The organism is Microlunatus sp. YIM B11417 (assembly GCF_059617205.1).
In genome coordinates, this window is sequence record NZ_JCAMPJ010000001.1 from 495815 (window position 1) to 519261 (window position 23447).

Annotated in this window: 23 protein-coding genes; 15 read left to right on the forward strand and 8 right to left on the reverse strand. The window is 70.4% G+C overall.

The window, feature by feature from the left end; all coding sequences use genetic code 11:
* The first annotated feature begins 30 nt into the window (after window positions 1-30).
* From AC6CCG_RS02400 to AC6CCG_RS02430, 7 genes are all read left to right on the forward strand, one after another.
* Window positions 31-1116 carry an ABC transporter substrate-binding protein gene (locus tag AC6CCG_RS02400; RefSeq protein WP_496652846.1) on the forward strand — a complete coding sequence of 362 codons (1086 nt, stop codon included), beginning with the start codon at window positions 31-33 and terminating at the stop codon, window positions 1114-1116.
* On the forward strand, window positions 1097-2803 hold the full coding sequence (locus tag AC6CCG_RS02405) for an ABC transporter permease subunit (protein WP_496652847.1): 1707 nt from the start codon (window positions 1097-1099) through the stop codon (window positions 2801-2803). The genes AC6CCG_RS02400 and AC6CCG_RS02405 overlap by 20 nt, the downstream gene beginning before the upstream one ends.
* Window positions 2800-4338: a DUF885 family protein gene (locus AC6CCG_RS02410; protein WP_496652848.1), complete on the forward strand. Its 1539-nt coding sequence runs from the start codon at window positions 2800-2802 to the stop codon at window positions 4336-4338. Before AC6CCG_RS02405 ends, AC6CCG_RS02410 begins: the two co-directional genes overlap by 4 nt.
* Window positions 4335-5099, forward strand: a complete 765-nt coding sequence (locus AC6CCG_RS02415; RefSeq protein ID WP_496652849.1) for an IclR family transcriptional regulator — start codon at window positions 4335-4337, stop codon at window positions 5097-5099. Before AC6CCG_RS02410 ends, AC6CCG_RS02415 begins: the two co-directional genes overlap by 4 nt.
* 34 nt (window positions 5100-5133) lie before the next feature.
* Window positions 5134-6450 carry an aspartate aminotransferase family protein gene (locus AC6CCG_RS02420; RefSeq protein WP_496652850.1) on the forward strand — a complete coding sequence of 439 codons (1317 nt, stop codon included), beginning with the start codon at window positions 5134-5136 and terminating at the stop codon, window positions 6448-6450.
* A gap of 23 nt (window positions 6451-6473) precedes the next feature.
* Window positions 6474-7415 carry a succinylglutamate desuccinylase/aspartoacylase family protein gene (locus tag AC6CCG_RS02425; RefSeq protein WP_496652851.1) on the forward strand — a complete coding sequence of 314 codons (942 nt, stop codon included), beginning with the start codon at window positions 6474-6476 and terminating at the stop codon, window positions 7413-7415.
* Window positions 7416-7689: 274 nt separating this feature from the next.
* Window positions 7690-8844 carry a S8 family peptidase gene (locus tag AC6CCG_RS02430; protein WP_496652852.1) on the forward strand — a complete coding sequence of 385 codons (1155 nt, stop codon included), beginning with the start codon at window positions 7690-7692 and terminating at the stop codon, window positions 8842-8844.
* Here AC6CCG_RS02430 and AC6CCG_RS02435 read toward each other — a convergent pair.
* From AC6CCG_RS02435 to AC6CCG_RS02445, 3 genes are all read right to left on the reverse strand, one after another.
* Window positions 8828-10225 (reverse strand): MFS transporter, encoded by a 1398-nt coding sequence (locus tag AC6CCG_RS02435; protein ID WP_496652853.1) that lies wholly within the window; start codon window positions 10223-10225, stop codon window positions 8828-8830. The two genes, AC6CCG_RS02430 and AC6CCG_RS02435, sit on opposite strands and share 17 nt — an antisense overlap.
* 82 nt (window positions 10226-10307) lie before the next feature.
* Entirely contained in the window at window positions 10308-10760 is a 453-nt protein-coding gene (locus AC6CCG_RS02440) for an Rrf2 family transcriptional regulator (protein ID WP_496652854.1), read from the reverse strand.
* Window positions 10761-10794: 34 nt separating this feature from the next.
* Complete coding sequence (locus tag AC6CCG_RS02445) at window positions 10795-11523, reverse strand: MerR family transcriptional regulator (protein WP_496652855.1); 729 nt, start codon at window positions 11521-11523, stop codon at window positions 10795-10797.
* Window positions 11524-11584: 61 nt separating this feature from the next.
* On the opposite strand from AC6CCG_RS02445, the gene AC6CCG_RS02450 reads away from it, so the two are divergent.
* On the forward strand, window positions 11585-12052 hold the full coding sequence (locus AC6CCG_RS02450) for a DUF6194 family protein (RefSeq protein WP_496652856.1): 468 nt from the start codon (window positions 11585-11587) through the stop codon (window positions 12050-12052).
* Here the strand turns inward: AC6CCG_RS02450 and AC6CCG_RS02455 are convergent.
* The gene (locus tag AC6CCG_RS02455; protein WP_496652857.1) at window positions 12049-12687 is read right to left on the reverse strand and encodes a TetR/AcrR family transcriptional regulator C-terminal domain-containing protein; all 639 of its coding nucleotides are present in this window, start codon (window positions 12685-12687) and stop codon (window positions 12049-12051) included. The two genes, AC6CCG_RS02450 and AC6CCG_RS02455, sit on opposite strands and share 4 nt — an antisense overlap.
* An 82-nt stretch (window positions 12688-12769) precedes the next feature.
* Between AC6CCG_RS02455 and AC6CCG_RS02460 the strand changes: the two genes are divergently transcribed.
* Together AC6CCG_RS02460 and AC6CCG_RS02465 are read left to right on the forward strand one after the other, a co-directional pair.
* Window positions 12770-13729, forward strand: a complete 960-nt coding sequence (locus AC6CCG_RS02460; protein ID WP_496652858.1) for a quinone oxidoreductase family protein — start codon at window positions 12770-12772, stop codon at window positions 13727-13729.
* 48 nt (window positions 13730-13777) lie between these two features.
* Window positions 13778-15214, forward strand: coding sequence for an MFS transporter (locus tag AC6CCG_RS02465; protein WP_496652859.1), 1437 nt, complete (start codon window positions 13778-13780; stop codon window positions 15212-15214).
* Here AC6CCG_RS02465 and add read toward each other — a convergent pair.
* Together add and AC6CCG_RS02475 are read right to left on the reverse strand one after the other, a co-directional pair.
* Window positions 15177-16172: an adenosine deaminase gene (add, locus tag AC6CCG_RS02470; RefSeq protein ID WP_496652860.1), complete on the reverse strand. Its 996-nt coding sequence runs from the start codon at window positions 16170-16172 to the stop codon at window positions 15177-15179. The genes AC6CCG_RS02465 and add overlap by 38 nt on opposite strands.
* 10 nt (window positions 16173-16182) lie before the next feature.
* Window positions 16183-16959: an IclR family transcriptional regulator gene (locus AC6CCG_RS02475; RefSeq protein ID WP_496652861.1), complete on the reverse strand. Its 777-nt coding sequence runs from the start codon at window positions 16957-16959 to the stop codon at window positions 16183-16185.
* 103 nt (window positions 16960-17062) lie between these two features.
* Here AC6CCG_RS02475 and AC6CCG_RS02480 point away from each other — a divergent pair, with 103 nt between their 5' ends.
* Genes AC6CCG_RS02480 through AC6CCG_RS02500 form a run of 5 tightly spaced genes read left to right on the forward strand, consistent with a single transcriptional unit; the run spans window position 17063 to window position 21915 of the window.
* Entirely contained in the window at window positions 17063-17569 is a 507-nt protein-coding gene (locus tag AC6CCG_RS02480; protein WP_496652862.1) for a GNAT family N-acetyltransferase, read from the forward strand.
* A complete protein-coding gene (locus AC6CCG_RS02485) occupies window positions 17566-18810 on the forward strand; it encodes an NAD(P)/FAD-dependent oxidoreductase (protein WP_496652863.1) in 1245 nt (414 codons plus the stop codon). The genes AC6CCG_RS02480 and AC6CCG_RS02485 overlap by 4 nt, the downstream gene beginning before the upstream one ends.
* A 35-nt stretch (window positions 18811-18845) precedes the next feature.
* Window positions 18846-20180, forward strand: a complete 1335-nt coding sequence (locus tag AC6CCG_RS02490) for an extracellular solute-binding protein (protein WP_496652864.1) — start codon at window positions 18846-18848, stop codon at window positions 20178-20180.
* Window positions 20177-21061: a carbohydrate ABC transporter permease gene (locus AC6CCG_RS02495; RefSeq protein ID WP_496652865.1), complete on the forward strand. Its 885-nt coding sequence runs from the start codon at window positions 20177-20179 to the stop codon at window positions 21059-21061. Before AC6CCG_RS02490 ends, AC6CCG_RS02495 begins: the two co-directional genes overlap by 4 nt.
* Window positions 21062-21081: 20 nt before the next feature.
* On the forward strand, window positions 21082-21915 hold the full coding sequence (locus tag AC6CCG_RS02500) for a carbohydrate ABC transporter permease (protein ID WP_496652866.1): 834 nt from the start codon (window positions 21082-21084) through the stop codon (window positions 21913-21915).
* A gap of 20 nt (window positions 21916-21935) precedes the next feature.
* Here AC6CCG_RS02500 and AC6CCG_RS02505 read toward each other — a convergent pair whose 3' ends face one another.
* Window positions 21936-22541, reverse strand: a complete 606-nt coding sequence (locus AC6CCG_RS02505) for a TetR/AcrR family transcriptional regulator (protein WP_496652867.1) — start codon at window positions 22539-22541, stop codon at window positions 21936-21938.
* Window positions 22538-23419, reverse strand: coding sequence for a CPBP family glutamic-type intramembrane protease (locus tag AC6CCG_RS02510; RefSeq protein WP_496652868.1), 882 nt, complete (start codon window positions 23417-23419; stop codon window positions 22538-22540). The genes AC6CCG_RS02505 and AC6CCG_RS02510 overlap by 4 nt, the downstream gene beginning before the upstream one ends.
* Window positions 23420-23447: the final 28 nt, after the last annotated feature.

Genomic DNA, 23447 nt, shown 5'->3' on the forward strand with positions numbered 1-23447 from the left:
TGCGGACAGTCCCGTTCGAGAGGAAAGTCCATGATCAACTCAAGCGTCACCCGCCGCGGCCTGCTGGCCGGCGCCGCGGGCCTCGCGGCCGCCTCCACGCTCGGCGCCTGCGCATCGGGCAAGAAGCCGAACACCGGCGGCTCCGGCAGCAAGCTGACCATCACGGTGACACCGTTCGCCGGCGCGGACCTCGGCGTCATGCCGAAGGAGTTCGCCAAGGAATACATGGACAGCCACCCGAACGTCGACATCAAGCTCGACGACACGCTGCTGTTCACCAAGCAGACGGCGCAATGGGCCGCCGACAAGACCAAGCCGTTGTGCAACCTGGCCTTCAGCAACGCCGGCTCGACGGCGGCGGGCAAGGCGACCGGCATGTACATGAAGCTGGATCCGGCCCAGATTCCGAACTCCGGCAAGGTTTCCGAGGACCTGACCGACCCCGACTGGGTCGGCATGCCGCTCGGCGCCGACCAACTCGGCCTGCTCTACAACACCGAGGGCCTGTCGCCGGCGCCGACCAGTTGGAGTCGGCTCTGGGCCGAGGACATGACCGGCAAGCTCTGCTTCTTCACCATGCCGTGGGAGGCGATCGGCATGGCCTCGGTGCTCAACGGCGGGGACTGGACCGACTTCGATCCCGGCTTCGAGATCTGGGCCTCCCGGGCCAAGAACATCCGCACGATCGTCAGCGCCAACCCGCAGTACCTCAACGTGCTGTCCACCGGCGAGGCCGTTCTCACCTCGCACTACCACGGCACCAGCCAGGTCTGGAAGGCCGGCGGCGCACCGCTCGAGTTCGCCTCGCCGGAGGAGGGCACGGTGCTGGTCCCGGTCGGGGTCAACATCAACGCGGGTTCCAGCGAAGATCAGATCGAGGTCATGTACGACATGATCAACGAGATGCTGTCGCCGAAGTGGAATCAGCGGTGGGCCGACCTGTCGCTGGAGATGCCGGCCAACGGAGAGGTGGAGCTCACCGACAAGCTCAAGGCCTATCCGGCGATCGCGAAGGGGATGGACCAGAAGTTCCAACTGGTCGACTGGGCCGTGCTCGGGAAGAACACGGCCGCGTGGACGAAGCGCTGGGAGTCGGATGTCGTCGCGAAGATTTGACGCCCTGCGCGGCAGCGGACTGTCCCTGACCCTGCCGAGTCTGATCTTGCTGGTGGTCGTCTTCCTCGCCTCGATGGAGACGATCGGCGAGTTCTCCTTCCACGAGTTCGTCCCGAACGGAGACAACGTCGTCGGCAGTCTGCACAGCTGGCGGACGTTCCTCGCCGATCCGGCCACCTGGCGGGTGGTCGGGGAGACCCTGGCCGTCGCCCTGATCGTCACCGTCGTGCTCGCGGTCGTCGGCTACCTGACGGCCTACGCCCTCTTCTCGATCAGACGGACGGTCCGCCGCAACGTCGGCCTGTTCGTCGTGTTCTCGTCGCTGATGTTCTCCGGGATCGCCTCGGTCTACGCCTGGCAGCTGCTGCTCGGCCGGGCGGGCATGATCAACTCCGCGCTCGGCGTGCTCGGTCTCGGCCCGTTCGATCTGCTCTACACACGGATCGCGGTCGTGATCGCTCTCGTCCACACGCTGCTGCCGATCATGGTTTTCCCGATCTTCAACACGCTGGGTCAGATCGACGGGGCGCTGACCGAGGTCGCCGATGATCTTGGTGCCTCCCGCTGGCGTACCTTCTCGAGGGTCACCCTGCCGCTCAGTGCGCCGGGACTGCTGGCCGGCTGCCAGCTGGTCTTCGCGATCTCGATCTCGGCCTTCGCGGCACCGGCCCTGCTCGGCGGCGGCCGGGTCCAGGTGCTGTCGACCACCGTCTACAGCCTGGTCAACGTGTCCAACTTCCCGGTCGCCTCCGTCGCCTCGCTGGTGCTGCTCGTGGTCGCCCTGCTGTCGGTCGGCGTGTTCGGGCTGATCCAGCGACGGCTGCCGCGGGCCGATGCCGGCGGGGTGACCGCGAACCCGCCCAAGCCGCGCGGGGTCCGGGTCCTCGGCGGCTGGCTGGGCCTGGTCTACGTGTTCCAGTTGATCACGGCCTTCATCGTGATCGTCAGCTCGTTCTCCTCGGTCTCGTACGGCCAGTGGCCCCCGCCCGGCTTCTCGCTGCGCTGGTACACCAACCTGGCCGAGCAGGACGGCGTGCTCGCCGCCACCGTCTCCAGCCTGGTCGTCGCCGCCGCCGTCACGGTGCTCGCGGTGGTGATCGGGATCCTGGCCGCGGTCGGGCTGACCCGGCACCGGTTGCCGGCCGGCCCGTTGATCAACGCGGCGATCCTTTCGCCCACCGTGGTGCCGAAGGTGGCGTTCGGCTTCGCCGTCTTCATGCTGGTCTACCGGCTCGGCCTGGAGCCGGGTCGGGTGGCGCTGGTGCTGACCCACCTGGTCGCCTGCATCCCGTTCGTGGTCGTGGTGGTCTCGGCGGGACTGTTGCGGGCCGACCGGACCGTCGAGGACGCCGCTGTTGATCTTGGCGCGCACCGGCTGCGGGCGTTCCTGTCGACGACGATGCCGCAGATCCGGCCGTCGGTCGCGGTCGGCGCGCTGTTCGCCTTCCTGGTCAGCTTCAACGAACTCGACCTGTCGCTGTTCCTGCTCAACGCCGACACCAAGACGTTGCCGGTGTGGATGTTCAACTACCTCAACAACTATCAGGACCCGACCCCGGCGGCCCTGTCGACGATCATGGGCCTGACCTCGGTCGTGGTCGCTCTGGTCGCGGTCCCGTTCGTGGTCCGCCGGCGGCGTGGCACGACGCCCGCCGGCCAGGCCCTGGGACTGCCGGGAGGACGATGATGACCGAACCACGACTGAACCGGCGGCTGCGGGCGCTCTGTGATCTTGACGCAGCCTTCCTGCGCGAGTACTCCGGGCTGCACGAGGAGTACGACGGCACGGTGATCGACCTGTCGCCGGCCGGGGTCCGGGAGCGGCGGAGCCGGCTCGGCGGCGACGCGTTCCCGGATCCGTTCGACGAGGCCCAGGTGGCGGCCACCGAGAACGCGATGCGGACCAGGTTCGGCGTCGTCGAGCAACACCGCCGAGACCCATGGGTGCACCTGGAGGCGCTCGACCTCTCCCAGTACGACCGGCCGTACGCCCCGGAGCCGGACCGCGCGGCGGCTCGGGACCGGCACCTCGCGCTGTGGCCGGACGTCGTGGATCATGCCGTCGCCTCGCTGGACCTGGTCCACCCGGCGGTCGCCGCGATGTTCCTGCCGGCGGTACGGGGCGTGGCCGGCAGCATCCCGGGCGACGCGGGCGAACCCGCCCGGGCGGCCGCGACGGCGGCGGCGGAGCGGTTCGCGGGTCACCTGGCCGGGATCGCCGAGCAGCCGGCCGAAGATCATCACCTGCTCGGCGCCGACGCGCTGCGGTCGCTGCTCGGCTGCGAGGACCTGATCACCGTCGAGCTCGACGAGCTGTTGGCGACGGCGGAGGCCGAACAGGAGCGGATGCGGGCCGTCCTGGACGACGCGTTGATCAAGCTCGGCGCCGGAAAGGATTCTGCCGACGAGGCCGTACGGGGATTGAAGGCCGATCATGGCGACTTCGGTGCGGTGCTGGCCGAGACCCAGACGGCGGTCGACGCCGCGACCGCCTTCGTCACCGAGCGCGGCCTGATCGACGTCGTCGACGCCGACTGCGAGGTGGCCCCGGCACCGGCCTCGCGGCGCTGGGGCGTGGCCCGGGTCAGCTGGCGGGCGCCGTGGGAGAGCTGCGGGCACTCGTACTTCCACGTCACACCGCCGGACCCCGCCTGGAGTGAGACCGATGCCGACGCCTGGCTGCGGCGATTCAACCGGTCCGTCGTCCCGGTGGTCGCCGTCCACGAGGTGACGCCCGGCCACTGCAGCCACGCCCGTGCGATGGCGGCGGCGCCGACGGCGGTGCAGCGCACGCTCTGGTCCGAACTGTTCTTCGAGGGCTGGGCGCACTACGCCGAGGAGATGTGCTGGGAGGAGGGCTTCGCCGCCGCCGACCCGCGCTACCAGGCCGGGATGGCGATGGACGCGCTGCTCCGGATCGCCCGGGTGCGGTGCGCGGTCGGCCTGCACACCGGTGCCCTCACGCTCGACGACGCGGTCGCGCTGCTGGCGCGGGACGGTTTCGTCGACGGCCCGATGGCCCGGTCCGAGGCGGTCCGCGGACTGTGGGAGCCGAGCTACATCCGTTACACCTGGGGCAAGGTGCTGCTGCGCCGGCTCCGGGAGCGGCTCCGCGAGCGGTGGGGGAGCGGCTTCACGCTGCCGCGATTCCACCGGGAACTGCTGGCCCACGGCTCGCCGCCGGTCGGGTTGATCGCCCGCGAACTGGGAGTGTCGCTGTGACCCCCGACAAGCCGGCCGCGGACAAGGTGAGCTATCAGGCCCGGGTGTTCACGGTGCTCGAGGCTGCGCTGGAACTGTCCGATTCGAGCCGGCCGGCCAGCGAACTGACCGAGCGGCTAGGCCTGCCGTTGTCCACCACCTCGCGGCTGGTCAACTTCCTGGTCGCCCAGGGCATGCTGTCGCTCCGCAGCACCGGCGGGTACGGGCCCGGCCCCCGGATGTTCCGGCTGGCCATGCGCACGCTTGATCAACTTCACGAGTCGGATCAGCTCGACCGGGTGACCCGGGAGCTGTCCAAGCACACCGGGGAGAGCGTCAGCATCGGCCTGATCGTCTCCGACAAGATCGTTCTGGTGTCCCGCTGCGAGCCGGACGCCTCGCTGCGGGCCGTGGCCCGGGTCGGTGACCTGATCCAGCCGCACACCTCGGCGATGGGCAAGGCGATCCTGGCCGCCTGCACCGATGATCATCAACGCCGGATGGTCGAGGCGGCGGAGGGCGAGGTGCCGGCGTCCGTGCTGGACGAACTGTCCGGTGAGCTCGCCGAAGTGCGCCGGGTCGGCTACGCGGTCGACGAGGAGACCTACAGCCCGGGCCTGCGCTGCCGGGCCGCCGTGATCCTGGGCCCGGGCGGGCGGCCGGCCGGCGGCATCTCGATCGCCGGGCCCGCGGCCCGGTACAGCCGTGAGCTGGCCGACGCCGGGGTCGACGAGCTCAAGGCGCAGGCCGCCGCCCTCTCCTCGATCGTCGAGGCCCACTGAGACCGGAACGCCGACGAAGATCAAGGAGATCAACATGAGCGTGACGTCCATCAGTCCTGCCGACCTGCACGCCCGCGCCCGCGCCGTGGTGCCCGGCGGGACGCACTCGAGCACCCGCGCCCGGGATCCGTACCCCTGCTATGCACAACGGGCGGAGGGCGCCTGGCTGTGGGACGTCGAAGGCACCCGGTGGACCGACTTCGGGATGGGCAACGCCGCGGTGATGTTGGGCCATGCCCACCCGGTGATCACCGACGCGGTGGTCCGCAGCGTGACCGACGGCCTGACCTGCGGCACCGAGACGGCGACCGCGGTCGAAGCGGTCGAGACACTGCGGACGATGATCCCGGACTTCGGCCTGGTCCGGTTCGCCGTCACCGGCACCGAGGCCCTGATGCACGCGCTGACCGTGGCCCGGCAGGCGACCGGACGGGAGCGGGTCGCCAAGGCCGAGGGCGCCTACCACGGTTGGGTTGACAGCCTCTGGGTGTCCACCTGGGGCACCGCGGAGGCGATCGGGCCGGCGGACCGGCCCGCGTCGCCGCCCGGCTCGGCCGGCCTGTCCCGGGCCGCGGCCGACACGGTGGTGTTCCCGTTCAACGATCTGCCGGCCACCGCGGCGATCCTGCGCGAGCACGCGGCCGACCTGGCTGCTGTCGTGCTCGAGCCCGTCATGATCGACATCGGCTTCATCCCGGCCGAATCGGCTTATCTGCAAGGACTTCGGGAGCTCACGGATGAGCTCGGCATCGTGTTGATCTTCGACGAACTGCTGACCGGCTTCCGGCTCGGGCCGGGCGGCGCCCGGGCCCATTACGGCATCACGCCGGACCTGACCACCTACGGCAAGGCGCTCGGCAACGGCTACCCGATCGCGGCCGTCGAGGGTCGGGCCGAGCTGATGGCCCTGACCGACACGCTGGCCGGCGGCCCGGTCCAGTGGGTCGGGACCTTCAACGGGCACGGCAGTGCGGTCGCGGCGGCGGCTGCCGCCCTGCCGATCCTGGCCACGGGCGAGCCGCAACGTCACCTGGAGGCCCTGACCGACCGGCTCCGGGACGGCTTCGTCGACCTGGCCCGGCGGCACCGGGTCCCCGTGCTCGTCGCGGGGATGGGCGGCCACTTCCAGCCGTACTTCGTGCCCGCCGCACCGCGCGACTACCGGGAGGCGATGGCCACCCACGCCGAGCGTTATCTGCACCTGGTCCGGACCGCCGAACGGCACCACCTGCTGCTGCCGCCGAAGCCGCTGCTGCACGGCGCGCTCGGCGCCGCCCACACCGACGCCGAGGTGGATGCGCTGCTCGCCGCCGCCGACGAGGCGTTCGGCACCGACCCGACCCGTTCATGATCACGACCGAAGGAGAATCCCCGATGACCGCCACCCACACCTTGGACCGACTTCCGGTGTCCCGGCTCACCGACGGCCGCGAGTTGGAGTTGGTCGTGCACCGGCTCACCGGCAGCGCGGCCGGACCCCGGTTGATCTTGCTCGGTGGCGTCCACGGCGACGAACCGATCGGCGTCGAGATCATCCGTCGAGCCGTGGAAGCCTTGTCCGGCTTGGATTTCGCGGGCGAGGTGCTGGCCGTACCGGTCTGCAATCCACTCGCTCTGCATGCTCTGAACCGGAACTCACCGCTGGACGGCGGCAACCTGAATCGCGTGATGCCCGGTGATCAGCAAGGCACGATCACCGACCGGATCGGCGCCGTCCTGGCCGATTTCCTGCGGACCAGCGGGGGCACCCATCTGATCGATCTGCACTCGGGCGGGAATCAGGCCACGGTCGACTACGTCTACCTCGACACGGACGGGCCCGAGGTCGCGATCGCGTACGGCTCGCCGCTGCTCTACGACCACAATCCCTATCAGGGCACGACGACGGACGTCGCCAAGGCCGCCGGGATGAAGGTCATGGTGTCCGAACTCGGCGGCGGCGGTCAGCGGATCGAGCATTTCGTTTCCCGTGGGGTGACCGGCATCCACAACGTGATGCGCCGGATCGGCATGCTTCCCGGCGAGCCGGAGGCCCCGCTGGCGGCGCAGCGCGTGGTGCACGAGATCACTCGGATCGGGCCGGTCCAGGGCGGCTTCCTGATCAGCGAGTACGGGGCGGACCGGCTCGGCGAGGAGGTACCCGAGGGGGCGCTGCTCGGCCGGGTCTACGACCCGTACACGTTCGAGCTGCTGGAGGAGCTGCGAGCGCCGTACCCGACGAACATCCTGGTGCTGGCCCGAGAGCCGATGACGGTCGTCGCGCCCGGAGACTTCGGGTTCATGGTGGCCAACGGCGCCACCGCTACGCCGCTCTGAGCCGTCGCGACCGGGCGGAAGGTCCGGTCCGCACCGCGGAAGTCGATGAACTCCGCGGAAAGCGCCTGCAGGTGTCAATACTTTCCCTTACCCAAAGAATCTGTGGTTCCCCGGTATTCCGCAGGGACTCCCTCAGGAGTTCTTGAAGTTCATTGATCCCGAGTTACGGCCTACGAAATGGTGAGTTCCGGGCCGATAAGAACGGTCGGAATTCGAGATCAGACCCGGCGGTATCCGCCGGATGCGGGGGTCTTGGGGGAGGGGCAAGTTTTCCATGCGCAGGTTCGTGAAAGGTTTCGCTGCCGTCGCGGCGATCACACTGCTCTCGTACGCGGCGGCGGCGCCCGCCGCGGCGGAGCAACCGGAGGACCAACGGCTCGGGCGCTACATCGTCGTACTGGACGAGAAGGCCGACCTGCTCGGGTCGACGCTGCAGCGGTTGCAGTCGTTCACCGGGTTGAAGGTCGGCCACGTCTACGACAAGGGGCTCCGCGGCTACAGCGCGACCATGCCGAACGGGCTGGTCAAGAAGCTGTTGGCCGACCCGCAGGTGAAGTACGTCGAGCCGGACCAGCAGGTCACCGGCAACGGACAGACCTTCCCCTGGGGCGTCAACGCGGTCCAGGCCGACCTGAGTTACACCAGGGCCGGCAACGGGTCCGGAACGGTGACCGGCGTGAATGCGTACGTGATCGACTCGGGGGTCGCCCCGCATCCGGACCTCAACGTGGTGAAACGGCTCAATTTCACGGAGGATCCGGACACCGACTGCCATGGGCACGGCACCCATATCTCGGGCACGATCGCTGCGCGGGACAACAGTTCTGGCGTGGTCGGGGTCGCGCCGGGCATTCCGATCACCTCGCTGAAGGTGCTCGATTGTGAGACCCATGGCTGGTATTCCGACATGATCGCGGCGATCAATTGGGTCACCGCGAACGCCAAGAAGCCGGCTGTCGCGAACATGAGCATCGGCGGCAATCCGAGCCAGGCTCTCGATGACGCGATCCGTCGATCCGCGGCCTCCGGAGTGGTGTACGGGCTGTCGGCCGGCAACAAGAGCAAGTCGGCGTGCGAGCAGTCGCCGGCCAGGGCCGGAGCGGGGACCAACAACGGAATCATCACGGTCGCGGCGACCGACATCGCGAACAAGGAGGCGTCGTTCTCCAACTACGGCTCCTGTGTCGACCTGTGGGCCCCGGGCGTGAACATCACGTCGACCGGCAACAGCGGCGGCATCGGGCCGATGTCCGGCACCTCGATGGCGGCACCGCACGTGACCGGCGCCGCGGCGCTCTACCTGTCGCAGCACACGACGGTGACCCCGGCCTCGGTCGAGGCCTGGCTGAAGCGAGCGGCCTTCTTGCCGGGGACGAAGAGCAAGGACGGCCGGGCGGTCCGGCTGGCCTGCGTCAGGTCCGTGACCTGAGCGTCCGGGCCGCGACCACCATCGCGATCAGGGTGACCGCGGTGAGCCCGAGGAACAGGTCGGAATAGGCCGGTGCGCCGAGGGCGTACCAGGGGAGCACGGGGTCGGTGCCGTGCCGCGCGTCGAGGAGGACGCCGGCCAGCGCCGGCCCCGCTCCGGCGCCGAGGAACTGGGCGCCCTGGAAGATCCCGAGCCCGGCACCGGCGAGCTGAGGCGGCTGCGACTCGGCGGCGACCGCGGTGACGTTCGTGATCACGAACGCGAAGCCGGCGCCGAGGCCGGTCACCGCGACCGCGACCAGGATCGGCGACGCTCCGGCGGTGAACGCCAGGGTCAGCATCGCCGCCGTGATCATGATCAAGCCGCCGAGCACCAGGGGTCGCGCGCCGTACCGCCCCATCAACCGGCCGGCGACGGGCGAGCACACCCCGAGGGCGACGCCGCCCGGGATCATGATCACGCTGGCCAGGCCCGGTGCCAGGGCATTCTCCTCGATGATCATGGTCGGCACGAAGACCAGTGCGGCCAGATTCACCGCCATCGCCAGCAGGACGGTCAGGGTCGCCGCGGTGAAGGCGCGGTGCGCGAACAGCCCGGGCGTCACGAACGGGTGGGCGGCGGTCCGCAGTCGCCAGCCGAACAGCGCGGCCGACACCGGCGCCGCGATGATCAACGGCCAGCTGGCCGGCGACCCGAACCCGTTGGTCTGGCCCTGGGTGATGCCGAGCAGCAGCGCGCCGATGCTCGCTCCGAGCAGCAGCCCGCCCGCGACATCGACCGGACGGCGGTCCTCGCCAGGCGTCGCCGGAAGACCGCGCAGCACCCCGGGCAGCAGCGCCAGCGCCAGCCCCGCGGTGCACCAGAACAGACCTCGCCAGCCGACCAGCTGGCCGAGGACGCCGCCGAAGGCGGGGCCGAGCGCCGCCCCGACGCCGCCGACCGCACCCAGCAGACCGAAGCCGACGGCTCGCCGGTCCGGCGGCAGCAGGCGCATCACGGCCACCACCGAGAGGACCGGAATCGCGGCCCCGCCGGCGCCCATGATCACCCGACCGACGACGATCGGCACGAAGCCGGGTGCGAGAGCCGCGACGATGCTGCCGGCGGCGAAGACGACCAGGGTGCCGAGGTAGAGGCTGCGCAGGCTGAATCGGTCGGCAACTCTTCCGTAGAAGGGAATTCCGATCGAGAACGTGAGCAGGAATCCGGTCACCATCCAGGCCAGCTCGGCCTTGGAGACGCCGTAGGTGCTGCCGATCATGGGCAGCACCAGGGTGACCATGTCGCTGCTGATCACGACCAGCAACATGGCGGGGCCGACGATCGCGAGCACACCCGCGGTCGTTCGGGAACGGGTGGTCACGGTGTGGTCGACCGGCATGGAGGACAGTCCTTTCTGAAACTGTAACAAAGATTGTTACAGTTTGGGCATGATCAACGGCGGGCGGGTGGCCTGGGTTCGATTACGGCCGTGCGGCCTGTGTGGCTTCGCTTTCCAGGTCGAGGATGCTCTGGTGGATGGCGGCGATGCTCGTCCGGCTCAGTCGTTGTTGCAGGGCGGTCTCAGCCGCCGCGAACTCGGTGTGCAGCAGGGTGGAGATGTGCCGGCCGATCACGCACCCCTGGTTCGGCGGCTGCACGTGTCCGGCCAGCACCGGTCCGGTCTCGACCGCGGCGTACGCGTCGTACAAGGTGATCTGGCGCGCCGGCCGACTGAGTCGCCAGCCGCCGCCGTACCCCTCGGTCGACTCGACCAGGCCGGCTGCGCGGAGCTGGCCGAGGATGCGCCGGACCGCCACCGGATTGCCGTTCAGGCTGTCCGCGATCTCTGCCGAGGTCAGAAGTCGATCCGGTCCGTGCTGAGCCAACTTGGTCAGCGTGTGGATGGCCACGGCCGTGCGACTGCTCAAGGTCATCGCTACCTCCTCGGGATAACCGTAACAGACGTTGTTACAGTAATGTCCACCCGTCCCGCCCGGTGAGCAGCTTGCTGATCATGGCGGCGGCGTCGAGCAGGGCCCGGGACCGAGCCTCGATCCTGAGGTCGCGGGCCGCCAGCGCGGCGGTGACCTCGGCCTTCCCGCTGCCGGTCAGCTCGGGGAGGACGGCCCGGAGGGTGTCGATCCGGTAGCCGGCGAGCCGCAGTTGCTGCACGATCCGGGCGTCACGCACCTGGCTCGGCGTGTAGCGGCGCGTCCCGCCCGGCGGCACCCGCTCCGGCACGGCCAAGCCCTCCGCGTCCCAGTGCCGCAGGGTCGACGGGCGCACCCCGAGAGCCGCGGCGAGCTCGGCGACGCCCATCGAGTCACTCGGCCGGACATCCTGGATCGGCTCCTCCGCGATCGCCGCCACCGCGGCGCGCGCCAGCCGGACCTCGGCCCGCTCCCGGTCCAGCCCGGCATGGGCGGCGTCGAGCCGGGCCAGCACCTCGCCGGTCGTCCCCGTGTGCACGAGCCGGAGCAGGTCCTTGGCGGCGACCGGGCCCAGGCCGGTGGCAAGCGCTCGATAGGCCAGCGCGCACTGCAGGTGCACCTCGCGATAGCTCCGGTAGCCCGCGTCGGTACGGTCGGCCGGAGGCAGCACGCCGGCCTCCTCCAGGTTGCGGATCTGCTGCGCCGAGTAGCCGGCCCGCCGGGCCAGAGCCCCGGTTCGCCAGCCGTCCCGATTGAGGGTTGGCACTGGTTCTCCTTGATTTCAGAGTCGTAAGCCTCTACAAGCACTTTAATGAAACGCTCGAACCATGGAACTCGAGGAGATTGTCGATCAGGTGGCCGCCCGGCCCGGAACGCTCGTGGTCCGGCCGGGCCCAGGTGACGGCACGCCGGAGCTCGCCTGGGGTGACGTGTTCTTCTACTACGCCCCGGACGGAGTGATGCCGACGGCCACGCAGCCGTTCGCCACCGTCGTGACCAAGAACTATCCGGAGGACGAGCGGTCGCGGCTGGACCGGCCGGGTGCCTTCCGGGTCAACGTGGCGGCCGGCCGGGACGCCTTCGTCGAGCAGGTCGGGCACCTGCCCCGGGAGTCCGGGCCCGGCGATGGCGACCCGAGCCGGGAGGACGTGGTGATCGCTCATCCCGTCTACGGTGCGCAGGGCTGGCTCGCCGTCGTGAATCCCGGGCCGCGGACCACCGTCACGCTCCGGGCCCTGCTGGCGAAGGCGTACGACCTGGCCAAGGGTCGGTACGAGCGCCGGGTCGGTCGCTAGCCGGTCGCGGCCGCGAGGCCGTCCATGATCAATCGCAGGCCGCGGTCGAAGTCGGCGTCCCGGTCGCCGTCCGTGGGGTTGCGTCGGTTCAGCTCCGCGACGGTCGGCTGGGCGTCGGCCGAGATCCGTCGCGCCCGCGCCTCTTTGGAGTAGCGCGGGTCGCTCTCGCCGGGCCGCGGGTGGACGGCCTGTTCCTCGATCGCGAACCCGACGGTGTAGCAGTAGGTCGTCGACAGCGCCGTCGACGCGAGCTCGGCGGAGTAGCCCGCTCCGGTCAGCACGCCGAGGGCTCGTTCCATCAGCCCGTACATCCGCTCGTCCGTGAGATACGTGCCGGGCACCATCTTGGCGCCGTCGCGATACCGCAACAGGGCCCGCCGCAGGGCGTGCGCGTAGGTCCGGAGGAACTCGCGCCAGGGCAGGTCGGCCCAGGTGGAGTCGTCCGCCACCGCTTCCCGCAGCACCGTCGTCGCCAGCTCGTCGAGCAGTTCCTGCTTGTTCTTGAAGTGCCAGTAGAGCGCCGGCGCCTTCACGTCGAGCTCGGCCGCGATCCGGCGCAGGGTGAGTTTGTCCAGTCCTTCCGCGTCCAGGAGGCGCAGCGCACTGCGGACGACGGCCTCGCGATCCAGGCCCATGTTCCACCTCCCGATTGACAGATTAACAAGGTTAAGTGACTCTGGAGACGGTCGTATTTAACACTGTTAAGGAGACGGGGACATGAAGGCTGCAGTGATCACCGAGCTCGGCACGCCGCCGGCCTACCGGGACTTCGCCGACCCGCAACCGGGCGACGGTGAGGTGCTGGTCCGGGTCAGCGCGGCCGCGATCACCAACGTCGCCCGGATGCGGGCCGCCGGCAGCCACTACTCCGGCCACGCCGCCCTGCCGGCAGTCGCCGGTCTGGACGGCGTCGGCCGGACGGAGGACGGCACCCGGGTGTTCTTCGGGGCACCGCGGGATCCGTACGGGAGCATGGCCGAACTGGTCGCCGCGCCCCGCGCCTGGCTGCAGCCGGTGCCGGAGGGCCTGGACGACCTGACCGCCGCCGCGCTGCCCAACGCCGGCGTCTCGGCCTGGCTGTCGCTCGCCCAGGCTGGTGGGCTGCGCGAGGGCCAGGACGTACTCGTCCTGGGCGCGACCGGGGTGACCGGCCGGCTTGCCGTGCAGTGTGCCCGGCTGCAGGGTGCCCGCCGGGTGGTCGCGGCCGGCCGCAACGCCGAGTCGCTGGCCCGGCTGGCCGAGCTCGGGGCCGACGAAACGGTACGGATCGGCGCCGGCCACGATCTTGCCGCGGCACTGGCGGCCGTCGCCGGTGACGGGTTCGACCTGGTGATCGACTACCTCTGGGGCGAACCGGCCGAGGCCTTGATCAACTCGCTCGGACGCAGTGATCTTGGTCCGGCGAGGAAGCGCACCCGGCTGGTCCAGGTGGGTGAGATGGCCGGCCCGCGGATCTCACTCGCGGCCGGGACGCTGCGGTCGTCCGGGTTGGAGATCGTCGGCAACGGCACCGGCAGTCTTCCGGCGCCGGTGGTGCTGCAGGCCGCCTTCCGCCGGGTCCTGGAGGCTGCCGCGGCGGGCGAGCTGATCATGGACACCGAGGCCGTACCGCTCCGGGACGTGTCCCGGGCCTGGACCCGTGATCCGGCCGGGACCCGATTGGTCTTGGTCCCCTAGAGGCCAGAGGGTTGACCTCAAGTTCACGTGAAGTTGCAGGATCGGCGGGTGAACCGTACGACGAACGAGCCGAGCCTGTTCCGGGGACCGCGGACCCCGGCCGTGCTGGCCATGCTGGCCCTGGTGACCCTGGGCGCCCTGGAGAACCGGGCCACCAGCACGGTGCTGCCGGTGCTCGCGAACGACCTCGGCGGGCTGACCTGGTTCGGCGCCGCGACGACCGGCCCGGGTCTGGCCTACGTCGTCGCGGTGGTGCTGGCCGGGGCCTGGTCCGACCGGCGCGGCCCCGGCCCGGCGATCCTCACCGGCGTCGGTCTGTTCACGGTGGCCCAGCTGGTGATCGCCGCCGCGCCGTCGATGATCATGGTCGTGGCGGGCCGGCTGCTGTCCGGCATCGCCGAGGGTCTGTTCGACATCGGGATCACGGTGCTGATCGTGATCATGATCCCGGAGGCGCAGCGGCCGCGGATGATGAGCCTGATCGCGATGGCCTGGATCCTGCCCTCGGTGGTCGGCCCGCAGCTGGCCGGTTGGGTGGCCGAGTGGTTCGGCTGGCGGGCGGTGTTCCTGATCGGCGGCGCGCTCGCGCTGCCGGTGGTGCTGGCCCTGCTCGGGCCGATCCGGGCCTCCGGCCGGACGCCGCGGGAACCGGCCGCGCGGGCCGGCGGTCCGCGGACGCTGCCGTACGCGATCGCGGTGGCGGTCACGATGGGCGCGGCCGCGGCGCTGGCCCCGCTGGCCAGCGCCGGCGGCACGCCCATGATCATCGGCGCCGCCGCCCTCGGTGTGCTGGTCGTGATCGGGATCTGGTGCGCCCGGCCGCTGCTGCCGCACGGCACCCTGGCGCTCCGCCGGGGCCTCGGCGCCACCGTCGGCCTGAGCGCGGTGCTGTCGGCGGCGTTCGCGGTCGGGTCGAGCTACCTGCCGTTGATGTTGATCAAGCGGGCCGGCTTCAGCCCGGCGGCGGCCGGCCTCAGCCTGACCGTGACCGGCCTGTTCTGGGCGCTCGGCTCCTGGCTCCAGGGCAGCCCGGCCGTCCGGCGGCGCAGCACGGCGGTGCACCGGGTTCGCTGGGGTTTCGCCGCCATCGCTGTCGGGCTGGTCGCGGCCGGCGCCACCGCCCTCGGCGTCATCCCGGCCCCGCTCGGGCTGGCCGGCTGGGCGATCGCCGGGGTCGGTATCGGGATCTCCTCGTCGACGCTGTCGGTGCACCGGCTGGACCTGGCCGCCGACGCCGAGCAGGGCCGGGTCGCGGCGGGCAACAGCCTGCTCGGCTCGGCCATGATCAGCGCGGGCGGCGTCGCGGTCGGCTACGCGATCGCCGCCACCGCACCGGAACCGCCCGCGCTCGTGTTCGGGCTGATCTTCGTCGTCGCCGCGGTCGCGGCACTGGCCGGTGCGCTGCTGGCCGGCCGGATCCGGCCCGGGTCGCCCACGGCGGATCCGGTCACGCCGGACCGGGCGCCGAGCCGAGCCAGCTCCTGATCCCGGCCCGGAGCTGCGCCTTCAGCTCGGCCGGGGCGGCGGAGGCGTCGACGGACTGCTCGGCCAGGGTGGCGAGCGCGGTGTCGGTGCGACCGAGATGGTCCCGGACGAGGGCGTACTGCCCGGCCAGGTCGACGCCGAAGATCAACGGGTCGTCGGTCGCCAACGCCACCGGCACGCCGGCCGCGGCGAGTTGATCAAGAGGAATCGAGGCCAGGTCGGCGACCACACCGAACGGCGGGTACGACGTCGGGCACACCTCCAGGGCGATCCCGCGACCGGCCAGGAGCTCGAGCACACCGGGATCCTCGACCGCGGTCAGCCCGTGCCCGACCCGGTGCGCCCCGAGCAGCTCGATCGCCTCCCGGACGTGCCAGGCGCCCTGGTAGAACCCGGCGTGCGGCACCGCGATCAGACCGGCCTCGGTGATCAACCGGAAGGCCGGCACGAAGTCGGCGGTCCGGCCGCGCCGTTCGTCGTTGGACAGCCCGAAGCCGACCACACCGTGCGGCTGGTAGCGCACGGCCAGTTCCGCCAGCCGCTCCGCGTGATCGGCCGGCGCGCCCCAGCTGGCCGCGATGATCACTCCCGCCGGCCGGCCCCGTACCGCCGAGAGCACGGCCTCGATCACCGCCTCCAGGCTGCCCAGGTGCGGTGCGTACGAGGTCGGGTCGACCTGCAGTTCCACCCAGCCGGCTCCGTCTGACTGGTCGTCGTCGATGGCTTCGGTGACGATCCGGTGGATGTCGGCCGCGGACCGTACCGCGCTGCGGGCGGCGTCGTAACGATCTTGGAAGACCTCCCAGCCGTGCGGCACCGGTCCGTCCGGGTCGACCGGCGGCACCGGCGGCAGCCCGTACCGGGCCGCCAGTTCGTCGGCGGTCGACGGCCGCATCGAGCCGGTCAGGTGCAGGTGCAGATTGGCCTTGGGCAGGCTTCGAAGATCACGACCGGTCATGGTGACCCGATCATCGCAGACCGGTCCGCTCGGCGAGCGCGTCGGCGGCGCGCACCACGGCACCGGCGATCCGGGCCCGCTCGGCGTGCATCAGCTGGTGTTCCAGGCCGGTGACGCCGATGGCGGCGATGGCGATGTCGTCGGGGTCGCGGACGGGTGCCGCGATGCAGGCGATGCCGACCTCCTCCTCCTGATCTTCGACGGCGAAGCCGCGGTCCCGGATCGCGCCGAACTCCTCCAGCAGCCGGCGCCGTCCGGTGCCGTGCCCCTTCGGCCCGCGACCCGGCACCGCCTGATCGAGCAACTCCTGCTGCCGGGCCTCGGGCGAGAAGGCCGCGATCGCCTTGCCCAGCGCGGTCACGTTGTACGGCGACATCCGGCCCGGATAGGTGTTGAACTGCACCATGGTGCCGGTGCCGGCCTTCGCCACGTAGACCACCTGGGCCCCGTCCAGCACGCCGAGGTGGGCGGCCAGGCCGACCTCGTCCCGGAGTTCGTTCAAGATCGGTACGCTCTCGTCGGCGAGTTCGAACCGGCGCAGCGTCTGCATGCCGAGCCCGTACAGCTTCAGGGTCGGGCGCCACAGGTGACTGCGGCCGACGACGGAGCGCTGGGCGTAGCCGTGCCGCTCCAGTGACGCGACGACGGCCGAGCAGGTGGCCGGCGGGATGGCACAGCGCCGGGCCAACTCGGTCAGCGTCACCGGCTCGGTCGCCCGGACCAGGGTCTCCAGCACCAGCAGGGTGCGCCCGGTCGAGGCCGAACCGATCGCGGGTTCCTTGACCATGATCATCTCCTTGCCCGGGTACCCGATCCCTTGACGCGTGCAACGTTAAAACTGTACCGTGAATACTAGACATATGTTCCGTATTTCGTACATATGAGAGACCATGACCTCATTGCTGATGCGTCGCCCGGACCTGGCCGGCCTGCCGTCCCGTCCGGACACCGAAGTCGCCGGCCCGGCGGATGCCGATGCCCTGGCCCGGCTGTTGACCGCCTCGTTCGACGAGCCGTGGGACGTCGCACGGGTGCACCGCGACCTGCTCGACGAACCGACCGTCACGGCGGTCTTCGTCGTTCGTGATCATGACCGGATCGTCGCCACCGCGTCGGCCCGGACGCTGCCCGACCGCCATCCCGGTGCCGGGTATCTGCACTGGGTCGCGGCCGATCCCGCGGTGCGCGGCCGCGGTGTCGGGCAGGCGGCGGTGGTCACCGTGCTGCACCGGTTCGCGGAGGAGGGGCACCAGGCGTCCGTGCTGGAGACCGATGATCACCGGCTGGCCGCGATCAAGCTCTACCTTCGGCTCGGCTTCGTCCCGCAGTATCCGGAACCCGATCATGAAGGCCGCTGGTCGACGATCTTCCCCCGCTTGTTGGGCCGGCCGTCGTGAAGACGCCGGAACGGTCCGCCGTCGCCGTGATCGGCGGCGGCATCCTGGGGCTGGCCTGCGGCTACGAACTGGCCCGGGCCGGCGTCGAGGTCGTCGTGTTCGAGCGTCGCGCCCTGGCCGGTGGAACCACCGGCGGCTCGGCGGGCGTGGTCTGCCTGCACGACCTCGGCGAGCTGTACGCGGTGCTCAGCCTGGTCGGGCATGATCGGATCCTGACCCTGGAACGCGAGCACGGCTTTCCGTTCCACCGCTACGGATCGCTGTCCTACTGGCGATCCGGGCAGGCCGAGCCCGGCCCGTCGGCCTTCGAGGCCGCGTACGGCAGCGGGCCGGCGGGGATCTACCACCGGGAGCGGCTGACCGCCGCACAGCTCCGGGCCCGGTTCGCCTGGCTGCCCGACGACGTCGCTGGTGGTGACTTCTTCCCGAACCAGGGCTTCATCAACCCGTACCAGCTGGTCGAGCTGTACGCCGAACTGGGCCGCCGCACCGGACGGCTGACCGTGCTGCCCGGCACGCCGGTGCTGGCCCTCGATCACGAGGGCACCCGGATCACCCGGCTGATCACCCGGCGCGGCCCGATCGAGATCGACACGGTGATCAACGCCGCCGGTCCTTGGGGCGCCAAGGTCGGCCGGCTGCTCGGCATCGACCTGGACCTGATCCCGCAGCGGATCCAGGTCGCGGTCGCCACCGGCTTCGAGGACGGCGTCGGCCGGGCGCCGCTGGTCGGCTGGCCGGGAGAGGCGGCCGGTCAGGGTGGCTGGTGCCGCGGTGAGGAGGGCGAGATGCTGCTCTTCGGCCAGCACCGGCATCTCCCGGATCCCGCGTACACGGTCGATCCCGATCACTGTGATCTGGCCAACGACGACGGCTTCCCGGAGCAGGTCGGCACCATGATCAGAAACGGCTGGCGGTTGCCCCGGTCCCGCTTCCTCCCCGGCTGGAACTGCGTCTACGGCATGACGCCGGACGGCTACCCGCTGGTCGGCCGGAGCGCCGGCGCGGACAACCTGATCAACGTCCTCGGCTGCAACGGCCATGGCATCACCCTGCATGCCGGACTGGCCAAGGCCGTCGCGGCCAGGGTGCTGCACGGCGAGACCATGATCGAACTCGCCGGTGTGCCCGGAGCGCCGGCCACCCTGGAGACCGACTGGCTGAGCCCGGACCGGTTCGCGGCCGGCCGGGCGCTGCGGTTCGACTCCGTCCATCCCACTCCGGCGGCTCGGCTCGTCTGAGCCGCCATCCTCTTGACGAATCCGAGGTGTCACCGATGACTTCACCCACACCGATCCCGGCCCTGTCCCGCCGCCGGCTGCTGTCCCTGACCGGTGTCGCGGCCACCGCCGCCGTCGCGGCCTCGTGCAGTTCCGGCGGTGGCAGCAGCCCGGCCGCGCAGAGCAAGGGCCCGATCACGTTCTGGAGCGGCTATCCGACCACCGACTCCAACAACAAGGCGAAGAAGCCGTCCGACTTCTGGATCACCCAGGCCATCGCCCGGTTCACCGAGCAGACCGGCGTCGAGGTGAAGACCGAGGAGCTGCCGGGCGACGCGACGATGTTCACCAAGATCAGGACGGCGAGCATCGGCGGCAAGGGGCCGGACGTGGCGAACGTCTGGTCCGGCAGCTACATGCTCAGCGTCGGTGACTTCCTGGAGCCGATGCGGCAGTACTTCGACGACACCGAATTCGCGGCACTGTCCGGCTGGGCCGCGGTCACCGAGGGATTCGACCCGACCCAGGGCGACAAGATCCTCGGCGTGCCGAACGGCACCGACGGGGCCATGGCCCTGCTGTACAACAAGAAGCTGCTGGACGCGGCCGGGGTCGACCCGTCCTCCTGGCCGATCGACTTCGAGAGCTGGATCGGCGAGCTGGACAAGATCAAGAAGTCCGGCGTGACGCCGCTCGCCCTGGGCAAGCTCAACTACCTCTACTTCACCTACGACACCTGGCTGGCCCAGGCCGCCGGTGGCCCGCCCGGCATCGGTGAGCTCAGCTCGGGCGCCCGGCAGTTCACCGATCCGGCCATCCTCGACGCCACCACCAAGTGGCTCAGCCTGCGCGACTACGCGGTGCCGGGTGCACCGACCATCGAGGACTCACAGGCCTCCCAGCAGTTGTTCAACGGCAAGGCCGCGATGAGTGTCGGCGGGGCCGGTGGGGTACCGCAGCTGCGCAAGAAGCTGGGTGATCAGGCGGCGACCGCGAAGCTGCCGACGATCAGTCCGACCGCCGTCCAGGGTGGCACCGTCGGCGGCTGCGGCAATGCGTTCATCGTGTCGCAGAAGTCCAAGCACAAGGAGCAGGCGGTCGCCTTCATCAAGCACCTGCTCAGCGCCGACGAGCAGCGCAAGTTCGCCGAGTCGGGCGACCCCGGCCCGCTGGTCGGCCGGACCGACCTGAAGGACGTCTACCCGGACCCGTTGATCAATCAGTTGCAGGCCTGGGGCGTCGAGCAGAGCAACACGTTCTGGCCCGACAACACGTTCCCCGCCGACCTGGTCAGCGAACTCGGTGCGCAGGCCCAGCTGGCCTGGAACGGCGACATCACGGCGAGTGAGTTCCTGTCGCGGCTGGACAAGAAGCGCGACTCGCTGAAGTGAGCCGACGTTCCCTGAGCCCGTCGAAGGGCGGTGACGGCGCGTTGGCCTGGCTCACGCTGGCGCCGGCGATCCTGGTGATGGCCGTCCTGCTCTGGTATCCGGTGACCTCGACGATCCGGTACAGCTTCACCGACTGGAACGGTGCGGACGCCGAATGGGTCGGCCTGAAGAACTACGCCGATCCCTTGTTCGGTGGGCAGTTCTTCGAGCTGATCCGGACCAACCTGATCTTCCTCTGCTCGATCCCGCCGCTGCTGCTGATCTGTGTCGCGGTGTCGGTGGCCATCCATGATCAGGTGCCCGGCTGGCGGATCTTCCGGTCCGTCTACTACCTGCCGACCGTGCTGTCGGCGGCGGTGGTCGGGCTGCTGATGCGGATCCTGTTCAGCCCGACCGGCGCGGTCAACTCGTTCCTCGGACTGATCGGTCTCGAGTGGCTGGCCCAGGACTGGCTCGGCCAGACCCATACCGCGTTCGGCGTCCTGCTCACCGCGTTCTACTGGCAGACCCTCGGCCAGGGCGTGTTGATCTTCATGGCCGGGTTGTCCACGATCGACGGCGGCCTGATCGAGGCGGCCAAGGTGGACGGCGCCGGCTGGTGGCGGCGACTGTTCTCGATCGTGCTGCCGCTGCTCCGGCCGACGGTGGCGTACTTCCTGTTGACCAACGTGATCTACGTCCTGGTCGACCTGATCGGCCTGGTCCTGGTGAGCACCGGCGGCGGGCCCGGCCGGGCCACCACGCCGCTGGACTACATGATCTATCTGAAGGCCTTCCAGGAAGGGGAACTGGGCGCCGCCTCCGCGCTGGCGGTGATGCTGCTGGTGATCGCCTTCACCTGCTCCTGGTTGCAGGTACGGCTGCTGGAGCGGATGCAATGACGACCCCGACGACGAGAACCATGATCAGACCGGACCGGGTCGGCCGCGGCGTCGCCACCCTGGTGCTCGGGCTGCTGGCCGTGGCCGCGGTCTACCCGCTGTTCTTCATGATCATCACCTCGGTCAAGGGATCCACCGAGTTCCTGGACGACCCGATCGGACTGCCCCGGAACTGGGCGAACCTGGAGAATTTCGTCGCCCTGAACAACCGCTTCGACGTGCTGCGGATCCTGGCGAACACGGCCCTCTATGCGGCGTCGGCGCTGGTGCTCACGCTCACCCTGGCCGTCCCGGCCGGCTACGCGCTGGCCAAGCTCCGGTTCCGCGGCCGCCAGGTGATCTACGCGCTCGTCGTCGGCAGCATGGGCATTCCGATGATCGCGATCCTGGTGCCGGGCTACCTGCTCTTCGTCAGCCTGGAACTGTCCGACTCGCCGGCCTCGGTGGTCTGCATGTGGGTAGCCCGGGCCCTGCCCGGCAGCATCTTCCTGATCACCGCGATCATCCGGGCCCTGCCGGACGAGTTGATCGAGTCCGCCAAGGTGGACGGAGCTCGCTACCCACAGATCATGATCGGGATCGTGGTGCCGCTCGCGGTGCCCGGCATCGTCACCGCCTCGGTGTTCAACCTGACCGGCTGGTGGAACGACCTGCTGGTACCGCTGGTGTTCCTGCAGAGCGGCGAGAAGCAGACGATCACCGGCAGCATCGCCACGCTGGGCCAACGCCTGGCCGGCGCCGACTACCCGCTGTCCATCGCAGCCCTGCTGCTCTCCTCGACGGCCCCGATCATCCTGTACGTGATCCTGCAGGGCTATATCCGCCGCGGCCTCGTGATGGGCTCGGTCAAGTAGGGCCGGGAGGTGTCGAGGACTCAGCGGTCGGGTGGAAGGGTTCTCGACGTCGTCGCGGAGCGGGCGGGGACGAGTGCGGCGAGGTGCGGGTCGAGGACCTGCTTGATCAGCGTCGTTCGGGCTCGCGGGGTCAGGGTGAGGCAGCGGAGGGCGAGGCCGTCGATCAGGGCGAGCAGGTGGGCGGCCCGGGCGGCGGGGGAGTCGGCGCCGAGGTCGGTGAGATCCCGGGTGAACCAGTCGATCACCTCGCGGTCCGACCGCCGGGCGGACTCGGCCAGGGCGGGCCGGGTCGCGGCGGCGCCGGCGAACGCGAGCCAGACCTTGACCCGGCGTTCCCGCTGCTCGTCCAGCGGCAGCCAGAGCATGATCAGCTCGCGGAGCCGGCGCGGCGACGACGGCCGGCGGAACACCGGCTCCAGCAGGGCCAGGAACTCGGCGCTGGCATGGTCGAAGGTGGCTTCGACCAGGGCGTCCTTGTTGCCGAAGTAGTACTGCACCTGGGCCAGCGACACCCCCGCCTCGGTCGCGACCGACCGGATCGACAGTCCGGCCAGGCCGTCGGCGGCGATCAGCCGGACCGCGGCGTCCAGGATGTGCGCGCCGCGCTGCGGCTGCTCGCCGGTCATGACCAACGGTTCCGGAGTAGGCCGAAGGCGACGGTGGCCAGCGTGACGTACCCGGGAATGATCAGGATCAGGTCGGGTCCGGCCAGCTCCACGCCGGAGCCGGAGGCCGACCCGAGCAGGGTCCGGTTGATGATCAACAACAGCAGGTGCGCGCCGACGCCGACCCAGATGCTGCCGGTGACCTGGCGGGCCTGGATCAGGCAGCAGCTCCACAGGACCAGGAGCAGTAGGTAGCTGACCGGGTCCTGGCCGGCCGGCGCGATCGCGTACCAGGGCGGTTCGCCGGCGCCGAGGGCTCGGGTGATCAGTGCGGTGACCGTCGTCGACAGACCGGGGGCGAGGACGAAGATCACGGTCGCGACGGTGGCGGCGAGGAACGGGCGGAGCCGCCCCCGCAGTGAGCTGTACGCCAGCCCGCGGAACGCCAGCTCCTCGGGGAAGGCCTCGAGTCCGGTCGCCGCGATCACGGTGACGCCGAGCCAGGCCAGCAACGGGGCCGGATCGACGCCCTGGAAGCGAATCCCGCCGAGCGCTGCGGTCGGTCCGATGACGACGAGAGCGGCCGCCGCGATCACCCCGAACCCGATCCCGAGGTCCCTGATGATCCTGCTCCGGCGGAAGCCGAACCAGGCGGGGGTCGAGTCGGTGACGCGGGCCAACCAGCCGATCCCGGCCAGCGTGATCACGGTGCAGAGGGCCGCCTGGAGCAGCGGGCCGGCCGGCCACGGCCAGCCCATCGTCGTCGCGACCCCGAGCCCGATCCCGCTCGCGGCACCGAGCGCGACGCTGAAGACGATCATGGCCCCGAGGGCACGGCCGAGGGTCAGCCGCCAGCTCGGCCGGCCGGTGGTCGTCCTGGGTGTCGTCTCCACGCTCATGCCATACGATCGTACAGTACGGTCGTAC